16 protein-coding genes are annotated in these 19,010 nt (G+C 67.7%); 7 read left to right on the forward strand and 9 right to left on the reverse strand.

Annotated features, from left to right (window positions below):
- Positions 1 to 122 precede the first annotated feature (122 nt).
- The gene (gene hrcA, locus K32_RS22220; RefSeq protein ID WP_211201089.1) at positions 123 to 1,172 is read left to right on the forward strand and encodes a heat-inducible transcriptional repressor HrcA; all 1,050 of its coding nucleotides are present in this window, start codon (positions 123 to 125) and stop codon (positions 1,170 to 1,172) included.
- A 75-nt stretch (positions 1,173 to 1,247) separates the two neighbouring features.
- Complete coding sequence (locus K32_RS22225; protein WP_201401582.1) at positions 1,248 to 2,219, forward strand: complex I NDUFA9 subunit family protein; 972 nt, start codon at positions 1,248 to 1,250, stop codon at positions 2,217 to 2,219.
- 82 nt (positions 2,220 to 2,301) lie between these two features.
- Here the strand turns inward: K32_RS22225 and K32_RS22230 are convergent, their stop codons facing one another.
- A complete protein-coding gene (locus K32_RS22230) occupies positions 2,302 to 3,108 on the reverse strand; it encodes an undecaprenyl-diphosphate phosphatase (protein ID WP_201401583.1) in 807 nt (268 codons plus the stop codon).
- A gap of 154 nt (positions 3,109 to 3,262) precedes the next feature.
- Here K32_RS22230 and K32_RS22235 point away from each other — a divergent pair, with 154 nt between their 5' ends.
- Entirely contained in the window at positions 3,263 to 3,955 is a 693-nt protein-coding gene (locus K32_RS22235) for a glutathione S-transferase family protein (protein WP_201401584.1), read from the forward strand.
- Positions 3,952 to 5,121 carry a tRNA epoxyqueuosine(34) reductase QueG gene (gene queG, locus K32_RS22240; RefSeq protein ID WP_371813052.1) on the forward strand — a complete coding sequence of 390 codons (1,170 nt, stop codon included), beginning with the start codon at positions 3,952 to 3,954 and terminating at the stop codon, positions 5,119 to 5,121. The genes K32_RS22235 and queG overlap by 4 nt, the downstream gene beginning before the upstream one ends.
- Before the next feature lie 28 nt (positions 5,122 to 5,149).
- Here the strand turns inward: queG and K32_RS22245 are convergent, their stop codons facing one another.
- The 6 genes from K32_RS22245 to dnaK all read right to left on the reverse strand — a co-directional run bounded on the left by K32_RS22245 (position 5,150) and on the right by dnaK (position 11,471).
- Positions 5,150 to 5,770 carry a 2,3-bisphosphoglycerate-dependent phosphoglycerate mutase gene (locus K32_RS22245; RefSeq protein ID WP_201401585.1) on the reverse strand — a complete coding sequence of 207 codons (621 nt, stop codon included), beginning with the start codon at positions 5,768 to 5,770 and terminating at the stop codon, positions 5,150 to 5,152.
- 20 nt (positions 5,771 to 5,790) lie between these two features.
- Complete coding sequence (dapB, locus tag K32_RS22250; protein WP_201401586.1) at positions 5,791 to 6,603, reverse strand: 4-hydroxy-tetrahydrodipicolinate reductase; 813 nt, start codon at positions 6,601 to 6,603, stop codon at positions 5,791 to 5,793.
- 65 nt (positions 6,604 to 6,668) lie between these two features.
- Positions 6,669 to 7,376: an orotidine-5'-phosphate decarboxylase gene (gene pyrF / locus K32_RS22255; protein WP_201401587.1), complete on the reverse strand. Its 708-nt coding sequence runs from the start codon at positions 7,374 to 7,376 to the stop codon at positions 6,669 to 6,671.
- 121 nt (positions 7,377 to 7,497) lie between these two features.
- Positions 7,498 to 8,097 carry a class I SAM-dependent methyltransferase gene (locus K32_RS22260; RefSeq protein ID WP_201401588.1) on the reverse strand — a complete coding sequence of 200 codons (600 nt, stop codon included), beginning with the start codon at positions 8,095 to 8,097 and terminating at the stop codon, positions 7,498 to 7,500.
- Between the two features lie 71 nt (positions 8,098 to 8,168).
- Positions 8,169 to 9,305 (reverse strand): molecular chaperone DnaJ, encoded by a 1,137-nt coding sequence (gene dnaJ, locus K32_RS22265; protein WP_201401589.1) that lies wholly within the window; start codon positions 9,303 to 9,305, stop codon positions 8,169 to 8,171.
- A 114-nt stretch (positions 9,306 to 9,419) separates the two neighbouring features.
- The gene (dnaK, locus tag K32_RS22270) at positions 9,420 to 11,471 is read right to left on the reverse strand and encodes a molecular chaperone DnaK (RefSeq protein WP_256434836.1); all 2,052 of its coding nucleotides are present in this window, start codon (positions 11,469 to 11,471) and stop codon (positions 9,420 to 9,422) included.
- Between the two features lie 74 nt (positions 11,472 to 11,545).
- On the opposite strand from dnaK, the gene K32_RS22275 reads away from it, so the two are divergent.
- Both K32_RS22275 and pncA read left to right on the forward strand, forming a co-directional pair.
- Complete coding sequence (locus K32_RS22275) at positions 11,546 to 12,193, forward strand: alpha-ketoglutarate-dependent dioxygenase AlkB (RefSeq protein ID WP_201401591.1); 648 nt, start codon at positions 11,546 to 11,548, stop codon at positions 12,191 to 12,193.
- A gap of 84 nt (positions 12,194 to 12,277) precedes the next feature.
- Positions 12,278 to 12,919 carry a bifunctional nicotinamidase/pyrazinamidase gene (gene pncA / locus K32_RS22280; protein WP_244669684.1) on the forward strand — a complete coding sequence of 214 codons (642 nt, stop codon included), beginning with the start codon at positions 12,278 to 12,280 and terminating at the stop codon, positions 12,917 to 12,919.
- Positions 12,920 to 12,923: 4 nt separating this feature from the next.
- Here the strand turns inward: pncA and K32_RS22285 are convergent, their stop codons facing one another.
- Together K32_RS22285 and K32_RS22290 are read right to left on the reverse strand one after the other, a co-directional pair.
- Positions 12,924 to 13,823, reverse strand: a complete 900-nt coding sequence (locus K32_RS22285) for a hypothetical protein (protein ID WP_201401592.1) — start codon at positions 13,821 to 13,823, stop codon at positions 12,924 to 12,926.
- 34 nt (positions 13,824 to 13,857) lie between these two features.
- Complete coding sequence (locus tag K32_RS22290) at positions 13,858 to 16,140, reverse strand: NADP-dependent malic enzyme (RefSeq protein ID WP_201401593.1); 2,283 nt, start codon at positions 16,138 to 16,140, stop codon at positions 13,858 to 13,860.
- 206 nt (positions 16,141 to 16,346) lie between these two features.
- Between K32_RS22290 and mutS the strand changes: the two genes are divergently transcribed.
- Positions 16,347 to 19,010: a DNA mismatch repair protein MutS gene (gene mutS / locus K32_RS22295; protein ID WP_201404616.1), complete on the forward strand. Its 2,664-nt coding sequence runs from the start codon at positions 16,347 to 16,349 to the stop codon at positions 19,008 to 19,010.

Consider the following 19,010-nt stretch of genomic DNA (forward strand, 5'->3'; position numbering starts at 1 on the left):
TGCTTGAACCCGGTGGCAAAATCGACACTTAATCAAGGAGATCGCGGAATTCCGCGCTTCATCTCAGGAGAGGAACAGGCGTCGTGACCGCCGATCACAGGATTCCGGATACGCGGGCGTCGATGCTTTCATCGCTCGACCAGCGTTCGCGCGAGGTCTTCAAGCGGATCGTCGACAGCTATCTGGAGACGGGGGATCCGCTTGGATCGCGCAATCTTGCCCGCATCCTGCCGATGGCGCTGTCGCCGGCCTCGGTGCGCAATGTCATGGCCGACCTCGAGGGGCTCGGGCTGATCTATTCGCCGCACACCTCCGCCGGCCGGTTGCCGACGGAGAGCGGGCTACGCCTCTTCGTCGATGCGATGCTGGAAGTCGGCGACCTCACCTCGGACGAGCGGCGCGACATCGAGAGTCGGGTCGCCGGCGGCGGCGCCGGGCGCTCGGTCGACGACGTGCTGTCGGAAGCGGGGCGGATGCTCTCCGGCCTGTCGCGCGGCGCCGGCGTCGTGCTGGCGTCGAAGTCCGACCAACGGCTGAAGCATATCGAATTCGTCCGTCTCGAGCCGGCGCGGGCGCTGGTGGTGCTGGTCGGCGAGGATGGCTCGGTCGAGAACCGGCTGATCGATCTCGATCCCGGTACGACGCCGTCGAGCCTGGTCGAGGCGACCAACTATCTGAACACGCATCTGCGCGGCCGCAGCCTGGCGGAAGCGCGCGCCGAACTGAGCCGCCGGCAGCAGCAGGCGCGGGCCGAGCTCGACCAGCTGACCGCGCGGCTCGTCGACACCGGCCTCGCCAGCTGGGTCGAGGCAAGCGGCGGCCGGCCGGACACGCTGATCGTGCGCGGCCAGGCCAACCTGCTCGACGACGTCAAGGCGGCGGAGGATCTGGAGCGCATCCGCCTGCTGTTCGACGATATCGAGACGCAGCGCGAACTCGTGCATCTGCTCGGCAGCGCCGAGGCGGGCGAGGGCGTGCGCATCTTCATCGGCTCGGAGAACAAGCTGTTCTCGCTCTCCGGCTCGTCGCTGGTGGTGTCGCCCTATCGCGACAGCGAGAGCCGGGTCGTCGGCGTGCTCGGGGTGATCGGGCCGACGCGGCTGAACTACGCCCGCATCGTGCCGATGGTCGATTACACCGCCAAGCTGGTCGGCCGCCTGATCGGCCCGTAGACGCGACCCTCTGCCGTCTGTACAGCGCCGCGACGAGCCGATATGAGAACGGTTCAAAGATTATGGAGACGAAACATGGCGACGGGTACCGACAAACTGGTCACGGTTTTCGGAGGCTCAGGCTTTATCGGCCGTCATGTCGTGCGCGCGCTCGCCAAGCGCGGCTGGCGCGTGCGGGTCGCCGTGCGCAGGCCCGATCTCGCCGGCCACCTGCAGCCGCTCGGCGCCGTTGGCCAGATCATGCCGGTGCAGGCCAATCTGCGCTATCGCTGGTCGGTCGATCGCGCGGTTGAAGGCGCCGACGCGGTCGTCAACCTGGTCGGCATCCTGGCCGAGAGCGGACGCCAGAATTTCTCGGTGCTGCACAATTTCGGCGCCCGCGCCGTCGCCGAGGCGACCCGCGCCGCCGGCATCAAGACGCTGGTGCACCAGTCGGCGCTCGGCGCCGATCCGAAGTCCCCGTCGGCCTATGCCCGCACCAAGGCGCTGGGCGAGGCGGCCGTGCTCGAGACCCTGCCGGGAGCCGTCATCTTCCGCCCGTCGATCGTGTTCGGGCCGGAGGACAATTTCTTCAACCGCTTCGGCGATCTTGCCCGCATCTCTCCCTTCCTGCCGCTGATCGGTGGCGGCACGACCAAGCTGCAGCCGGTCTTCGTCGGCGATGTCGCCGAGGCGATCGCGCGCGCCGTGGACGGTGAGCTCGCGGGCGGCACCATCTACGAGCTCGGCGGACCCGAGGTGAAGACCTTCCGCGGCTGCATGGAGCTGCTTCTCGCCGAGATTGAGCGCAAGCCGCTCCTGGTCTCCGTGCCGTGGTCGGTGGCGCATTACGGCGCCTCGATCGCGCAGTGGCTGCCGAAGCCGCTGCTGACGGTCGACCAGGTCCGGCTCCTGAAGCAGGACAACATCGTCTCGGTCGCCGCCGAGGCGGAGGGCCGCACGCTGACCGGCATCGGCATCAATCCGAGCAACCTGCTCGCCGTCCTGCCGGCCTACCTGCAGCGCTTCAAGCCGCACGGCCAGTTCGACCACAAGCGCACGGCCTGACCGGCGTTTCTTCGATCGGTATAAAAAAGCCCTCGCCAGGTGACTGGCGAGGGCTTTTTCGTTGGGTCGGAGCGAGGGTGGCTCAGCCGAAGGTGAGCACGGCGGCGAGGCCGATGGCGCCGATGACGATGCGCCAGTAGGCGAACGGCGCGAAGCCGCGCTGGCTGACGAAATCGAGCAGCCGGCGGACGACGAAGACGCCGGCGATGAAGGCGGCGATGAAGCCGACGACGATGTTCCAGGCGCCGGCGGTCGTGATCTGGTCGTGCGTCTTGTAGAGGTCGTAGGCGAACGCTCCGGTCATGGTCGGCATCGCCAGGAAGAACGAGAATTCCGCCGCAGCGCGCTTGTCGCTGCCGAACAGCATCGCCGCGACGACCGAGGCGCCGGAGCGTGACACGCCGGGCACCATGGCCAGGCACTGGGCGAAGCCGATGCCGAGATACATGCCGAGCGAGAAGTCCATGGCGTTGTGATAGCGCGGCTTGAGGTCGAGCCGGTCGACGATGAGGAGCACGAAGCCGCCGAGGATCAGCATGGTGCAGATCAGGATCGGGCTTTCGAACAGGACCTGCTTGATGAAGCTATGCGCCGCGGCGCCGATGACGGCCGCCGGCAGGAAGGCGAGCAGGATGCCGAACACGAAGCGGCGGGTGCGCGGGTCGGAGGGGAGATCATGCACGATCTTCAGCAGCCGCCCGAAATAGACGGTCAGGATGGCCAGGATGGCGCCGAGCTGGATCAGCACTTCGAAGGCGCGGCCCGGGCTGTCGAAGCCGAGGAAGTGCCCGGCCAGCAGCAGATGGGCGGTCGAGGAGACGGGAATGAATTCCGTGAGGCCCTCGATCAGGCCGAGCACAAGCGCGTCCAGCAAACCTGGGATATCCATCATCGCTCCTGCGATTGCTGTTGAGGTTTAAACGGCGATTCGGCTTGATACTCGCCACAATCGAGGCCTATATGCGGGCGCTCAAGCCGTTCTCGCAATTTCTTTTGTCGCGGCAGAATCGCCCCGCATCCCCCAGTCTCGACCTGCGTAGCCGATGCCATTTCTTCACCATCACCCGTTTTCCCCAGCCTCACGCTACGCCCGCCTCGTGCTGGCGGAGTATGACGAGACCGTCGAATTCGTCGAAGAGAAGCCCTGGGTGCGCAACGCGTCGCTCCTGGCCCTCAATCCGGCCGGCACGCTGCCGGTGTTCATCGATGACAATGAGTCTGTGGTGGCCGGCGGATCGGTGATCACCGAATATCTGGTCGAGACCAAGGGCGCGCGCATGGGCGAAGTCCGGCTGATGCCGGAGCACGCCGCCGATCGCGCCGAGGTCCGCCGCCTGGTCGAGTGGTTCGCCGGCAAGCTCCATGGCGAGGTGACCGGCTATCTCATCAACGAGAAGATCTACAAGCGGCAGATGAAGACGGGCGAGGGCAATACGTCGCCCGATCCGGCGGCAATCCGCGCCGCCCGCGCCAATATCCGCTATCATGTGCAGTATATCGGCTATCTGGCGGCACGGCGGAACTGGCTGGCCGGGCGCGAGCTGACGCTCGCCGATTTCGCCGCCGCCGCCGAGATCTCCTGCATCGACTATCTTGGCGAGGTGCCATGGGAGGCGGACGAGGCGGCGAAGGCGTGGTACGCTCGGGTGAAGTCGCGGCCGTCCTTCCGGCCGCTGCTGAGCGACGTGGTGCGGGGCGTGCCGCCGGCGGTCCACTACGCCGACCTGGACTTCTGAGCCCCGATCCCTCCGCCCCCGGCGCGCTCACCGCCAAGCAGCTCGCGGCGGAAAAGGCGCGGCTGATCGCCGATGCGCTGGCCGAGGGCTTCAGCGTCGTGCGCATCACAGGGCCGGACTCCATCCCGCTGGCGCCGGAGCGGCTGCAAAGCTTCCTCGAGGACGGCCATCACGGCAGCATGGCCTGGATGGCGGAGACGGCCGAGCGCCGCGCCGATCCGCGCGTGCTCTGGCCGGATGTCCGCTCGGTCGTCATGCTGGGCCTGAACTACGGCCCCGAGGAAGATCCCCGCGCGCTGCTCGGCGAGCCGGATCGCGGCAACATCTCCGTCTACGCCCGCAATCGCGACTACCACGACATCATCAAGGGCAAGCTGAAGCTGCTCGCCGGCCGGCTGGCCTCGCGCACCGGTCATGAGGTCAAGGTCTTCGTCGATACGGCGCCGGTGATGGAAAAGCCGCTCGGCGAGGCGTCCGGGCTCGGCTGGCAGGGCAAGCACACCAATCTCGTCTCGCGCGAGTTCGGCTCCTGGCTGTTCCTCGGCTCGATCTTCACCGCGCTGGAACTGCCGGTCGACGCGCCGGAGCGCGATCATTGCGGCAAGTGCCGGGCCTGCCTGGACGCCTGCCCGACCAATGCCTTCCCGACGCCCTATCGCATCGATGCGCGGCGCTGCATCTCCTATCTGACGATCGAGAATGCTGGGCCGATCCCGCGCGAGTTCCGCGCCGCCATGGGCAACCGCATCTATGGCTGCGACGACTGCCTCGCCGCCTGCCCCTGGAACAAGTTCGCCAAGGCATCGTCGGAGATGAAGCTGAAGGCGCGGCCGGAATTCGAGGCGCCACGCTTGGGCGATCTCGCCGCGCTCGACGATCCGGCGTTCCGGGCGCTGTTCTCCGGCTCGCCGGTGAAGCGCATCGGCCGCGACCGCTTCGTCCGCAACGTGCTGGTGGCGATCGGCAATTCGGGCGACGCGTCGCTGTTGCCGGCGGTGCGGACCCTGCTCGGCGATCCCGCCGCGATCGTCAGGGGCGCGGCGGTCTGGGCGCTGTCCAGGCTGGCGCCGGACGCGTTTTCCTCCGCGCGGATCGAGGCGATCGCACGCGAGGATGACGAGGCCGTGAAGGACGAATGGCGGGCCCTGGGACCCGCCATCGGATAGTCGTGTGTGGAACCGGCGGCTACGCCGCTCAGCCCTTCAGGACTTTCTTCTCGGCGACCGTCGTGTCGGCGTTGAGGCGGTAGACGATCGGCACGCCGGTCTCGAGCTCGCGCTCCAGGATCTCGGCCGGCGTCAGGCCTTCCAGCGCCATGATCAGCGCGCGCAGCGAATTGCCGTGCGCCGCGACGATGACCTTCTCGCCGCGCATGACCGGCGGCAGGATGTTGAAGATGTAGTAGGGCCAGACGCGGGCGCCGGTGTCCTTCAGCGACTCGCCGCCCGGCGGCGGCACGTCATAGGAACGGCGCCAGATCTTGACCTGCTCCTCGCCCCACTTGGCGCGCGCATCGTCCTTGTTGAGGCCGGAGAGATCGCCATAGTCGCGCTCGTTCAGCGCCTGGTCGCGGATGGTCTGGAGGTCCGGCTGGCCGAGCTCGCCGAGGATCAGCTTGAGCGTGTGCTGGGCGCGGGAGAGTTCCGAGGTGAAGGCGACGTCGAACGAGAGGTCGAGGCCCTTGAGGCGCTTGCCGGCGGCCGTCGCCTCGGCGACGCCCTGTTCCGTCAGCGCCGGGTCGCGCCATCCGGTGAACAGGTTCTGCAAGTTCCATTCACTCTGGCCATGGCGAACGAGCACGAGAAGGCGATCCATACGGAAGGCTCCTTTAGGGGTCAGTCGGTGAAGCCGAGCACGTCGGCCATGGAATAGCGGCCGGGCTTGCGGCCGTGGGCCCAGAGCGCCGCCTTGATGGCGCCGCGGGCGAAGAGGGCGCGGTCGGAGGCGTGATGCGACAGCGTGATCATCTCGCCCTCGCCGGAAAGCATCACGGAATGGTCGCCGATGACGCTGCCGCCGCGCAAGGTCGCGAAGCCGATCGTGCCGCGCTCGCGCGGGCCGGTGATGCCGTCGCGGACGCGGACGGAATGCGAGGCCAAGTCGATGTCGCGGCCCTCGGCGGCAGCCTGGCCGAGCATCAGCGCGGTGCCGGACGGCGCGTCGACCTTGTGGCGATGGTGCATTTCCAGCACCTCGATGTCGAAATCCTCGTCGAGCGCCTTCGCCGCCTGGCGCACCAGCTGCGCCAGCAGGTTGACGCCGAGGCTCATATTGCCGGCCTGGACGATCACGGCGTGGCGGGCGGCCGCGTCGATCGCGGCGTGATCGTCGACCGAAAGGCCGGTGGTGCCGATGACGTGGACGATGCGGGCCTGGGCGGCGATCTCGGCGAAGCCGAGGGTCGCGACGGGCGCCGTGAAATCGAGCACGCCCTGGGCGCTCGCGAAGACCGGCAGCGGATCGTCGGTGATTGCAACGCCGAGCGGCGGCAGGCCGGCGACCACGCCGGCGTCCTGGCCGAGGAAGGGCGAACCCTCGCGCTCGATCGCCCCGACGACGGCGACGCCTTCGGTCTCGGTGACGGTCCGGATCAGCGTCCGGCCCATGCGGCCGGCGGCGCCGACGATGACGAGACCCATATCGGGCATAACGGTTTCCCCCGGTTCAAAGCGCATATAGCAGGCTGGTCGCCTGCGCGGGAAGGGGTGGCGGCCTAGATCGCCGAGGCGACTTCGATTTCCGAGAGAATGGCCTTGGCGGCGGCCTTCGGATCGGCTGCCTCGAGGATCGGCCGCGCCACGACCAGATGGTCGGCGCCCGCCCGGATCGCCGCGGCCGGCGTCGCGACCCGCTTCTGGTCGCCGACGATCGAGCCGGCGGGGCGGATGCCGGGGGTGACGATCGCCATGCCGGCGCCGACGACGGCGCGCATGGCGCCAGCCTCTTCCGGCGAGCAGACGATGCCGTTCATGCCGGCCGCCCGCGCGTCGGCGGCGCGCCGCGCCACCAGTTCGGCCGGGTTGGTGGCATAGCCGGCGGCGGCCAGATCGGCTTCGTCCATCGAGGTCAGCACCGTCACGGCGAGCAGGCGAAGATCGCTGGTGCCCTTGCCCTTTACGGCGGCGCGCATCGCCTTCGGATAGGCGTGGATGGTGCAGAAATGCATGCCGAGCTTGGCGATGTTCTGCACGGCATGCTCGACGGTGTTGTCGATGTCGAGCAGCTTGACGTCGAGGAAGACCTTCTTGCCCTGGTCAACCAGGCGCTCGGCGAAGGTGAGGCCGCCGGCGAAGCAGAGCTGCAGGCCGACCTTGTAGAAGGTGACGGTGTCGCCGAGCGTCGCCACCATCTCTTCCGCCGCGTCGACGGTGGGCAGGTCGAGGCCGACGATCAGGCGGTCACGGATGTCGAGCAGGGGCATGGTCGGGCCTCATGGTTCAGCGGCCGCGCGGGCGGCGCAACACTATCAATTCGCGCGGCGGGGCACGCAGGGCAATGGCGGTTCGATGGGGTCGAGGCCGACCGGCTCGGGGAGAGCCGGCTCAGTGAGTCCGCCGATAGACCCAGACGCGGGCCGGCGGCACGTTCTTCATGACCCAACCGGTGTGGGTTGTCGAGAACTGGGCGGGATCGGGCGGGATCGGCGAGGCGAGGCTGTAGGAAAACTGGATAAAGGGCCGGTCCGGCGTCAGCCGGTCGAAGGCGTCGTCGATCAGCTTGTGCCGGCGGGCCGGCGGCTGGGTGATCAGCGGCAGGCTGGAGACGACGGCGCTGACCGGCCCGACGATGCCGCGATCCCTGAGGATCTTGTCCATGGCGTAGGCGTCGCCCTGGACGATCGTCACGCCCGGGAAGCGCTTTTCGAGCAGCCGGCAGAATTCGGCGCTGTATTCGATCGAGATGATCCGCTCCGGCGCCACGCCGCGCTCGAGCAGCGCCTGGGTGACGACGCCGGTGCCCGGTCCGAGCTCGATCACCGGCAGCGTATCGTTCGGATCGACGAAGCTCGCCATCAGCTTGGTCAGCGCCTTGCCCGAGGGGCTGACGGCGCCGATCGAGAGCGGCTTGCCCATCCAGCTTCGAAAAAAGCGGACCTCATCGGCAACGAGCGCTTTCAGCTTTCGCATCTGGATAGAGGACATGACGGCCCCGAATGGTTGAGATTACGGACTATGCGCCACGCATCGCGGCAATCCTGTGACGTACCAGCCTCTCAGCTGCCGCCGAAGAAGTCACGGATCCTGGCGAAGAAGCCGGCCGATTCGGGGTTGGTCTCTTCGGACGAGGCCTTCTCGAATTCCTCGAGCAGTTCGCGCTGGCGACGCGACAGGTTGCGCGGGGTTTCGACGACGACCTGGATGTACATGTCGCCCATCTGGCTCGAACGCAAGACGGGCATGCCCTTGCTCTTCAGGCGGAACTGCTTGCCGGTCTGGGTGCCTTCCGGAACCTTGACGCGGGTCTTGCCGCCGTCGACGGTCGGCACGTCGAACTGGCCGCCCAGCGCCGCCGTCGTCAGCGAAATCGGCACGCGGCAGAAGATGTCGGCGCCCTCGCGCTGGAACAGGCTGTGCGGCTTCACCGACAGGAAGAGATAGAGATCGCCGGCCGGGCCGCCGCGCAATCCGGCCTCGCCCTCGCCCGACAGGCGGATGCGGGTGCCGTCCTCGATGCCGGCGGGAATGTTGACCGAGAGCGTGCGCTCCTGCGTCGTGCGGCCCGAGCCGGCGCATTTGTCGCAGGGGTCGGAGATGATCTCGCCCCGTCCCTGGCAGGTCGGGCAGGTGCGCTCGATCGAGAAGAAGCCCTGCGCCGCGCGCACGCGGCCATGGCCGTCGCAGGTGGTGCAGACCTTCGGATGCGATCCGGGCTTGGCGCCGGTGCCGGAGCAGGCCTCGCAGGCGATCTTGGTCGGGACATGCACTTCCGCGGTCTTGCCGGAGAAGGCTTCCTCGAGGGTGATCTCCATGTTGTAGCGAAGGTCGGCGCCGCGCTCGCGGCCGCCCGAGCGCTGACCGCCGCCGCTGCGGCGCCCGCCACCCATGAACTCGCCGAAGATGTCGTCGAAGATGTCCGACATCGAGGAGGAGAAATCGCCGGAGAAGCCGGGTCCGCCGCCGCCATTCTCGAAGGCGGCATGGCCGAAGCGGTCATAGGCTGCCCGCTTCTGCGGGTCCTTCAGCATCTCGTAGGCTTCGTTGATTTCCTTGAACTTCGCCTCGGCAGTGTGATCACCCGGGTTCTTGTCGGGATGGTACTGCATCGCGAGCTTGCGGAAGGCGACCTTCAGGCCCTTGTCGTCACAATCGCGCGCGACGCCCAGCAGCTCATAGTAATCGATTTTTGCCATGCGGCGCCCGTGGTGAAAGCGAGCCGAAACTCAAGAGAAGTGGCACAAACGGTGCCATACCGTGATAGAGGCCCGGCGCGGTACGCCGGGCCTCCCTGTTCTTGCGAAGACCGATCAGTGGGTCTTCTTGTCGTCGTTGACTTCCTCGAAGTCCGCGTCGACCACATCGTCCGAACCGGCCGCCTCGGGATTGCCCTGGCTGCCGTCGGCCTGCTGGGCCGCGTACATCGCCTCGCCGAGCTTCATCGAAGCCTGGGCCAGCGTGTTGGTTTTCTGCTCGATCGCTTCCGGATCGTCGCCCTCGAGCGCCGTCTTCAGATCGGCGATCGCGGTTTCGATCGTCGACTTGTCGGCGGCCGAGATCTTCGAGCCGAACTCGCCGAGCGACTTCTCGGTCGAATGCACCAGCGCTTCGCCCTGGTTCTTCGCCTCGACGACCGCGCGACGCTTCTTGTCCTCGGCGGCGTGGCTCTCGGCGTCCTTGACCATCTTCTCGATGTCGGCGTCGGAAAGACCACCCGAGGCCTGGATGCGGATCTGCTGCTCCTTGCCGGTGCCCTTGTCCTTGGCCGAGACGTTGACGATGCCGTTGGCGTCAATGTCGAAGGTGACCTCGATCTGCGGCACGCCACGCGGCGCCGGCGGCAGGCCGACGAGATCGAACTGGCCGAGCATCTTATTGTCGGCCGCCATCTCGCGCTCGCCCTGGAAGACGCGGATCGTCACGGCGGACTGGCTGTCCTCGGCCGTCGAGAAGACCTGGCTCTTCTTGGTCGGGATCGTGGTGTTGCGTTCGATCAGGCGCGTGAACACGCCGCCGAGCGTCTCGATGCCGAGCGACAGCGGGGTCACGTCGAGCAGCAGCACGTCCTTGACGTCGCCCTGCAGAACGCCGGCCTGGATCGCGGCGCCCATGGCGACGACTTCATCCGGGTTGACGCCCTTGTGCGGCTCCTTGCCGAAGAACTGCTTCACGATCTCCTGGATCTTCGGCATGCGGGTCATGCCGCCGACCAGAACCACTTCGTCGATCTCGCCGGCCGAGAGGCCCGCATCCTTGAGCGCCGCCTTGCAGGGCGCCACGGTTCGCTGCACCAGATCGTCGACCAGCGCCTCGAACTTCGAGCGGGTCAGCTTGATCGCAAGGTGCTTCGGGCCCTTGGCGTCGGCGGTGATGAAGGGCAGGTTGATTTCGGTCTGCTGCGCCGACGAAAGCTCGATCTTGGCCTTCTCCGCCGCTTCCTTCAGGCGCTGCAGCGCCAGCTTGTCGCCGCGCAGGTCGATGCCCTGCTCGCGCTTGAACTCGTCGGCGAGGTAGCCGACCAGGCGCATGTCGAAGTCTTCGCCGCCGAGGAAGGTGTCGCCATTGGTCGACTTCACCTCGAAGACGCCGTCGCCGATCTCGAGGATCGAGATGTCGAACGTGCCGCCGCCGAGGTCATAGACCGCGATCGTCTTGCCGTCGTTCTTGTCGAGGCCGTAGGCGAGCGCTGCCGCCGTCGGCTCGTTGATGATGCGCAGCACCTCGAGGCCGGCGATCTTGCCGGCATCCTTGGTGGCCTGACGCTGGGCGTCGTTGAAATAGGCCGGAACCGTGATCACGGCCTGCTCGACCGGCGTGCCGAGGAAGGATTCGGCCGTTTCCTTCATCTTCTGCAGGATGAAGGCCGAAATCTGGGCCGGGGAGTACTTCTCGCCCTCGACCTCGACCCAAGCGTCGCCATTCGGACCCTTGACGATGTTGTAGGGGACGAGGTGCTTGTCCTTCTCGACCATCGGGTCGTCATAGCGGCGGCCGATCAGGCGCTTCACCGCGAAGAAGGTGTGTTCGGGATTGGTGACCGCCTGGCGCTTCGCCGGCTGGCCGACCAGTTTCTCGCCGTCGTCCGTGAACGCGACCATGGACGGCGTCGTGCGCGCGCCCTCGGCGTTCTCGATGACCTTCGGCGTTTTGCCGTCCATGACGGCGAGACAGGAATTCGTCGTTCCGAGGTCGATACCGATGACCTTAGCCATATTCTCTCTCCTTTCGGCTGGCCGTGCGGACCCTCTTGGAGGCTTCCGCCGTGCCGGGCAGGTGCCCGAACGGCCCCCATGAACACTACGATTTGCGTGGTCTCGGCGAACGGGCCGGCCTGCGCAGGTTCTGGGCGTATATAAGAAGATGCCTAAACGGCCGCAAGTCGGCTCTCAGCCTGATGTCGGCGGGACGCGACGAACCAAGGGAGGCAAGCCCGGAAATGCCATCTTCCACCGGAGAGAACACCCTGCTGGACGGGTTTCGCCTGGTACCCGGGCGGCTCGATCGGGAGGCGCAGGAGGCGCTGCGGGACGCGATCCGCGCCGTGGCAGTGGAAGCGCCCCTCTACCGCCCCAGCATGCCGCGAACCGGCAAGCCGTTCTCGGTCCGCATGACCAATTGCGGGCCCCTCGGCTGGGTTTCCGACCAGAGCGGCTATCGCTACCAGCCGACCCATCCGGGGACCGGCCGGCCCTGGCCCGCCATTCCCGAGGTGCTGCTTTCGCTCTGGAAGGAGCTCGCGGACTATCCGCATCCGCCGGAGGCCTGTCTGGTCAATTTCTACGAGGCTGAGGCGCGGATGGGGCTGCACCAGGATTCCGACGAGGCGGAGTTCGCCGCGCCCGTCCTCTCGGTATCGCTCGGCGACAGCTGCCTGTTCCGCATCGGCGGCCTCGACCGCCGCGACCCGACCCGCTCGCTTCGCCTCGCTTCCGGCGACGTGCTGCTGCTCGGCGGCGCGTCGCGCCTCGCCTTTCACGGCGTCGACCGGATCTATCCCGGCACGTCGACCCTGCTGGCGCAGGGCGGGCGCATCAATCTGACGCTTCGCAGGGTGACCAAGCCCGACGAAAGCCCTGAATGGTGATGAAAGTCTTGGACGATAATGAAAGTCTTGGACGATTGGGAATAGTTGGTTAACAAGGCCGCTCAGACGACGAGGCAGCGTCCTGTGGGGGGATATATCGTGCCGGAATCGAACACCGTTCTCATTGTGACCGACATTCAGAACGACTTTCTGCCGGGCGGCGCGCTCGCGGTGGACGACGGCCACGCCATCGTCCCGCTGGTCAACCGGCTCGCCCGCGGCTTCCAGAATGTCGTCATCACGCAGGACTGGCATCCGGCCGGCCACATCTCCTTCGCCTCCAGCCATGCCGGCCGCGCCCCGTTCGAGACGATCGGGCTGCGCTATGGTCCGCAGGTGCTCTGGCCGGATCACTGCGTCCAGGGCACGCAGGGCGCGGCGCTGGCATCGGGCCTCGACATCCCGCACGCCCAGCTGATCCTGCGCAAGGGCTATCACGCCCACACCGACAGCTACTCGGCCTTCTTCGAGGCGGACCGCAAGACGCCGACCGGCCTCACCGGCTATCTGTTCGAGCGCAACATCGAGCATGTCTTCGTCGTCGGCCTGGCGCTCGATTTCTGCGTGTCGTGGACGGCGCAGGACGCGCGGGCGCACGGCTTCCAGACCACGGTGGTCGAGGACGCCTGCCGCGCCATCGATACGCAGGATTCGCTGGCCGAAGCGATCGCGGTGATGGATCGCGCCGGCATCCACCGGATCCAGTCGGTCGGCCTGCCCGGCTGAGGCCTCAGCGCCGCGATAGTTCCTTGTAGTCCGCCAGCGTCGCCTCGGAGGCGATCAGGCCGGCGAAGCGATCGGCATTTTTCCGGACGAAGGCGGGCAGCTTTGCTTCCGGGTCGAGGCGCGGCGTGGCGTCGCCGCCATTCGCGGCCGCGCGCTCCAGGACATCGGCGATCAGGCCGATGATCACGGCTTCGCTCTCCATGTCCGGCCGGATATGCGAATAGGCCATCATCTTCTCGCGCACGGCGGCGGGGCCGTTCATCGAGGTGAAGTGCCAGCCGGCGTCCGGCACGCGGATCCAGGGGCGCGGCCGTACGCCAAACACCATCCGCTTCCACTGCCGCAGGACCGAGAGGATCCGCTTCTCCTTCGGCGCCCAGCCGGGGCCGCCGGAGCGCAGCGACTGCAGCCGGCGGATATCGCCGTAGCGCGCCATGCGCGGCTTGTCCCAGCCGGTCGAGACCAGGAGATTCAGGAAGTAGATGTAGTAGTCCATCTCGAGCAGATGGACGGCCTTCGGTCCGTTCGCCCGGACGATCGCCTCGATCACGCTGGCGCGCGGGATCTCGTCGACGTCGCAGAGGATGACGTAGTCGTCCGGCGCGGCGCCGCGCAGGCCCCGCGCCAGCGCGTCGCGCTGGAAGCGCTCCTTCACGAAGTAGTGGCGCTCCTTGTTGCCGCCGCCGAGCGGCAGGTCGTCGACGACGACATGCTCGATCTTGGGAAGGAACCGCGCAAACCGTTCGCGGTTCTCCTGGAAGACGAGCGGCTTCGGCTGGCCGCGGAAGGTGTAGGGCGACTCGCACAGCACGAAGCGGTCGACGATGCCGTCGAGTTCGTTCAGCCGCACCTCCAACAGATCGAGCTCGTTGAAGAAGGTGAAGCAGTCGTAGACTTTCGGCATCGCGGGGTCCGACGGTTGGCGTTCGTCCGCCTCTTTAGCCGCCCACGTTGAAGGCCGCCAGTGCCGCCATGTTGACGATGTCGCTGTCGCGCGCGCCGAGCGAGAGGATCTGCACCGGCTTGTCGAGGCCGACGAGCAGCGGTCCGATCACCGTGGCGCCGCCCAGCTCCTGCAGCATCTTGGTCGAGATCGAGGCCGAGTGGAACGCCGGCATGACCAGCACGTTGGCCGGACCCGACAGGCGGCAGAACGGATAGGCCGCCATCGCCTTCTGGTTCAGCGCAACGTCGGCCGCCATCTCGCCGTCGAATTCGAAGCCGACGCGCCGGCGCTCGAGGATCTGCACCGCCTCGCGGACATGGCGGGAGCGTTCGCTCTCCGGCTGGCCGAAGGTGGAATAGGCGAGCATGGCGACGCGCGGCTCGTAGCCGAGGCGCTTGGCGACGCCGGCCGCCTCGACGGCGATATCGGCCAGTTCCTCGCCCGTCGGCATGTCGTGCACCGCCGTGTCGGCGACGACGACGGTGCGGCCGCGGATCAGCGCGATCGACACGCCGATGACGCGGTGGCCGGGGCGGGTGTCGATCACCTTGCGCACGTCGTGCAGCACGGTCGAATAGTTGCGCGTCACGCCCGAGACCATGGCGTCGGCGTCGCCGAGCGCCACCATGGTGGCGCCGAAATAGTTGCGGTCGGTATTGATCAGACGCTGGCTGTCGCGGTGCAGGTAGCCCTGGCGCTGCAGCCGGGCATAGAGGAAGTCGATATAGGCCGGGTTGCGCTTCGACAGCCGCGCATTGTGGATCTCCATCCCGTCGACAAGCTCGATGCCGGCATTCGCCGCCGTCTCGCGGATGATGTCCTCGCGGCCGATCAGGATCGCCTTGCCGAGTTCCTGCGACACGAAGCTGGAGGCGGCGCGGATCACCTGCTCCTCCTCGCCCTCGGCGAAGACGACGCGCTTCGGATTGCGGCGGACGCGCTCGTAGATCCGCGCCAGCGTGCCGACGATCGGGTCGCGGCGGGCCGAGAGCTGGATCTTGTAGGCGGCCATGTCCTCGATCGGCTTGCCGGCGACGCCACTGTCCATCGCGGCCTGGGCGACGGCGGCGGGGATGTCGGAGAGCAGGCGCGGATCGAACGGCACCGGGATGATGTAGTGCGGCCCGAAGCGCGGACGCACACCCTGATAGGCGGCGGCGACCTCGTCGGGGACGTCCTTGCGGGCCAGGGCGGCGAGGGCGTTGGCGGCCGCGATCTTCATGTCCTCGTTGATCGTCGTGGCGCGCACGTCGAGCGCGCCGCGGAAGATGTAGGGGAAGCCGAGGACGTTGTTGACCTGGTTCGGATAGTCGGAGCGGCCGGTCGCCATGATCGCGTCGTCGCGGATCTCGGCCACTTCCTCCGGCGTGATTTCCGGATCGGGATTGGCCATGGCGAAGATGATCGGCTTCGGCGCCATCGAGCGCACCATGTCCGGCGTCAGCGCGCCCTTGGCCGAGACGCCGAAGAAGATGTCGGCGCCCTTCATGGCGTCTTCGAGGGTGCGTGCGTCGGTCGGCGTCGCATGCGCCGTCTTCCACTGGTTCATGCCCTCGGTGCGGCCCTGGTAGACCACGCCCTTGGTGTCGCAGAGGATGACGTTCTCGGCCGGCATGCCCATCGCCTTGACCAGCTCGATGCAGGCGATGCCGGCAGCGCCGGCGCCGTTGCAGACGAGGCGGGTCGTCTTGATGTCGCGGCCGGTCAGGTGCAGCGCGTTGATCATGCCGGCGGTGGCGATGATCGCCGTGCCGTGCTGGTCGTCATGGAAGACGGGAATGTCCATCAGCTCGCGCAGCCGGCTCTCGATGACGAAGCAGTCGGGCGCCTTGATGTCTTCGAGATTGATGCCGCCGAAGGAGGGGCCGAGATAGCGGACCGAGTTGACGAAGGCGTCGACGTCCTCGGTATCGAGCTCGAGATCGATCGAATCGATGTCGGCGAAGCGCTTGAACAGGACGGCCTTGCCTTCCATCACCGGCTTCGAGGCGAGCGGGCCCAGATTGCCGAGGCCGAGGATGGCGGTACCGTTCGAGATGACGGCCACCATGTTGCCGCGCGTCGTGTAGTCGTAGGCGAGCGCCGGGTTCTCGGCGATCGCCTTCACCGGCACGGCGACGCCCGGCGAATAGGCGAGCGACAGGTCGCGCTGCGTCGCCATCGGCTTGGTCGGCGTGATTTCGAGTTTGCCCGGCCGCCCCTGGGCGTGGAAATCCAGCGCCTCCTTGTCGGTGAGCACGGGGCCGCTTTTGGCGGGGCGTTTGGTCTCGGTCATGGGATGGGGCTCGGCGTAGGGCGTTTCCGGGGGCGGACGGCATTCGCCGTCTCAGATTGTGGACCGCGACGATATCACCGGTTTTTGTGATCTCAAGTGCGATCACCCCGCGCGCGAGGGTGAAACACCTTCAACGTTTTGCTAGCGTCCCCGCCATGCTCTCACCCGATCCCGCCCCCGACGCCACGCTTCCCCGGCCCACGCCGATGATGGAGCAGTATCTCGAGATCAAGACCGCCAATCCGGGCAGCCTGCTGTTCTACCGGATGGGCGACTTCTACGAACTGTTCTTCGACGATGCCGAGGTCGCGTCGCGCGCGCTCGGCATCACGCTGACCAAGCGCGGCAAGCATCTCGGCGAGGACATCCCGATGTGCGGCGTGCCGGTGCATGCCGCCAATGATTACCTGCAGAAGCTGATCTCGCTCGGCCATCGCGTCGCCGTCTGCGAACAGCAGGAAGATCCGGCCGAGGCCAAGAAGCGCGGCGGCAAGTCCGTGGTGAAGCGCGGCGTCGTCCGCCTCGTCACCCCGGGCACGCTGACCGAGGACACGCTGCTCGACGCCGGCCGCAACAACTATCTCGCCGCGGTGGCGCGGCTGCGCGGCGCGGCGGCGGATGGCAGCGACCGCTTCGCCATCGCCTGGATCGACATCTCGACCGGCGATTTCCGCCTGGCCGAGACCGACCAGACACGGCTCTCGGCCGACATCGCCCGCGTCGATCCGCGCGAGCTGCTCGTCCCCGACAGCTTCTTCGCCGACGAGGACCTCGGTCCCTTCGTGCGCGAGCTGCCTGTTGCCGTGACGCCGCTGCCCGGCGCGTTCTTCGACGGTTCGACCGCCGGCACAAGGCTCGCCGCCTATTTCGGCGTCGGCACGCTGGACGGCATCGGCTCCTTCTCGCGCGTCGAGCTTTCGGCCGCGGCCGCCGCGCTTGCCTATGTCGAGAAGACGCAGATCAGCGAGCGGCCGCCGCTGGCGCGCCCGATCCGCGAGAGTGATGGCGCCGTCATGCTGATCGACGCGGCGACGCGCGCCAATCTCGAACTGGTCCGGACGCTTTCCGGCGAGCGGCGCGGCAGCCTGCTCGCGGCGATCGACCGGACCGTGACGGGCCCCGGCTCGCGCCTTCTGGCGGAGCGCCTCGCCAGCCCCTCGACCGATCCGGAGCTGATCGAGCGGCGGCTCGACGCGCTCGACCACATGCTGAAGCTCGGCCGGCGGCGCACCGTCATCCGCGAGGCGCTGGCGGCGAGCCCCGATCTCGCCCGCGCGCTGTCGCGCCTGTCGCTCAATCGCGGTGGCCCGCGCGACCTCGCCGGCATCCGCTACGGCCTCGACGCGGCGGCGCGGCTCGCGGCGACGCTTGGCGACGACGGGTCGGCCCTGCCGGACGAGCTGGTCGCCGCCCGTGCGTCGCTCGCCGACGCGCCGCATGATCTCGCCGCCGAGCTCGCGGCGGCGCTTGCCGACGAATTGCCGCTGCTGAAGCGCGACGGCGGCTTCGTCCGCCCCGGTTATGACGCCGACCTCGACACCACGCGGGCGCTGCGCGATGAAAGCCGCCAGGTGATCGCCGGTCTGCAGGCGACCTATTCGGCCGAGACCGACATCAAGGCGCTGAAGATCAAGCACAACAACGTGCTCGGCTATTTCATCGAGGTGCCGCAGCAGCATGGCGAGCGGCTGCTGGGCGCCGATTTCGCCGGCCGCTACATCCATCGCCAGACCATGGCCGGCGCCATGCGCTTCATCACCACCGAGCTCGCCGATCTCGAGGCGAAGATCGCCTCGGCCGGCGACCGGGCGCTGGCGATCGAGCAGGCCACTTTCGACGCGCTGCTCGCCCATGTCGTCGGCGTTTCGGACCGGCTGCGGGCCGTCGCGGCGGCGCTCGCCGTCATCGACGTCACGGCGGCGCTGGCGACGCTGGCCGAGACCGACAATTATGCTCGGCCGGTCGTCGACCGCTCGCTGGCCTTTGCCATCAAGGGCGGCCGCCATCCGGTCGTCGAGCAGGCGCTGAAGCGCGACGGCGGCGCCGCCTTCGTCGCCAATGGCTGCGATCTCGGCGCCCGCAAGGATGGCAAACCGGGCCTGATCTGGCTGATCACCGGCCCGAACATGGCCGGTAAATCGACCTTCCTGCGCCAGAACGGGCTGATCGCCATCCTGGCGCAGATCGGCTCCTACGTGCCGGCCGAGAGCGCCCATCTCGGCATCGTCGACCGGCTGTTCAGCCGCGTGGGTGCGGCCGACGATCTCGCGCGCGGCCGCTCGACCTTCATGGTCGAGATGGTCGAGACGGCGGCGATCCTCAACCAGGCGACCGACCGCTCGCTGGTCATCCTCGACGAGATCGGGCGCGGCACGGCGACCTTCGACGGCCTGTCGATCGCCTGGGCGGCGATCGAGCATCTGCACGAGGTCAACCGCGCCCGCGGCCTGTTCGCGACGCACTATCACGAGCTGACGGCGCTGTCGCAGCGGCTCGACCGGCTGGAGAACGCGACCGTCCGGGTCAAGGAATGGAACGGCGACGTCGTCTTCCTGCACGAGATCGTCGCCGGCGCCGCCGATCGCTCCTACGGCATCCAGGTGGCGAAGCTCGCCGGCCTGCCGCCCTCCGTGGTGGCGCGCGCCCGCGACGTGCTCTCGCATCTGGAAGAAACCGACCGAAAATCGCCGGCGGCGACGCTGATCGACGATCTGCCGCTATTTGCCGCGCTCGCCGTCAAACCCCAGCCTGTCGTGGCCGAAGACCCGCTCGGCCCCGTCCTCGACGGGTTGCAGCCGGACGAAATGACCCCGCGACAGGCGCTGGAGGCGCTCTACAGCCTGAAAGCGGCGCGGGCGCAGAATCGCTGA

This window comes from Kaistia sp. 32K (genome assembly GCF_016629525.1).
Classification (GTDB): domain Bacteria; phylum Pseudomonadota; class Alphaproteobacteria; order Rhizobiales; family Kaistiaceae; genus Kaistia.

What these genes read in the sequence shown, in the direction of transcription:
- hrcA (WP_211201089.1), top strand. Translation starts at nt 123, where the DNA reads ATGCTTTCATCGCTCGACCAGCGTTCGCGCGAGGTCTTCAAGCGGATC.
- K32_RS22225 (WP_201401582.1), top strand. Translation starts at nt 1,248, where the DNA reads ATGGCGACGGGTACCGACAAACTGGTCACGGTTTTCGGAGGCTCAGGC.
- K32_RS22230 (WP_201401583.1), bottom strand. Translation starts at nt 3,108, where the DNA reads ATGGATATCCCAGGTTTGCTGGACGCGCTTGTGCTCGGCCTGATCGAG.
- K32_RS22235 (WP_201401584.1), top strand. Translation starts at nt 3,263, where the DNA reads ATGCCATTTCTTCACCATCACCCGTTTTCCCCAGCCTCACGCTACGCC.
- K32_RS22245 (WP_201401585.1), bottom strand. Translation starts at nt 5,770, where the DNA reads ATGGATCGCCTTCTCGTGCTCGTTCGCCATGGCCAGAGTGAATGGAAC.
- dapB (WP_201401586.1), bottom strand. Translation starts at nt 6,603, where the DNA reads ATGCCCGATATGGGTCTCGTCATCGTCGGCGCCGCCGGCCGCATGGGC.
- pyrF (WP_201401587.1), bottom strand. Translation starts at nt 7,376, where the DNA reads ATGCCCCTGCTCGACATCCGTGACCGCCTGATCGTCGGCCTCGACCTG.
- K32_RS22260 (WP_201401588.1), bottom strand. Translation starts at nt 8,097, where the DNA reads ATGTCCTCTATCCAGATGCGAAAGCTGAAAGCGCTCGTTGCCGATGAG.
- dnaJ (WP_201401589.1), bottom strand. Translation starts at nt 9,305, where the DNA reads ATGGCAAAAATCGATTACTATGAGCTGCTGGGCGTCGCGCGCGATTGT.
- K32_RS22275 (WP_201401591.1), top strand. Translation starts at nt 11,546, where the DNA reads ATGCCATCTTCCACCGGAGAGAACACCCTGCTGGACGGGTTTCGCCTG.
- K32_RS22285 (WP_201401592.1), bottom strand. Translation starts at nt 13,823, where the DNA reads ATGCCGAAAGTCTACGACTGCTTCACCTTCTTCAACGAGCTCGATCTG.
- K32_RS22290 (WP_201401593.1), bottom strand. Translation starts at nt 16,140, where the DNA reads ATGACCGAGACCAAACGCCCCGCCAAAAGCGGCCCCGTGCTCACCGAC.
- mutS (WP_201404616.1), top strand. Translation starts at nt 16,347, where the DNA reads ATGATGGAGCAGTATCTCGAGATCAAGACCGCCAATCCGGGCAGCCTG.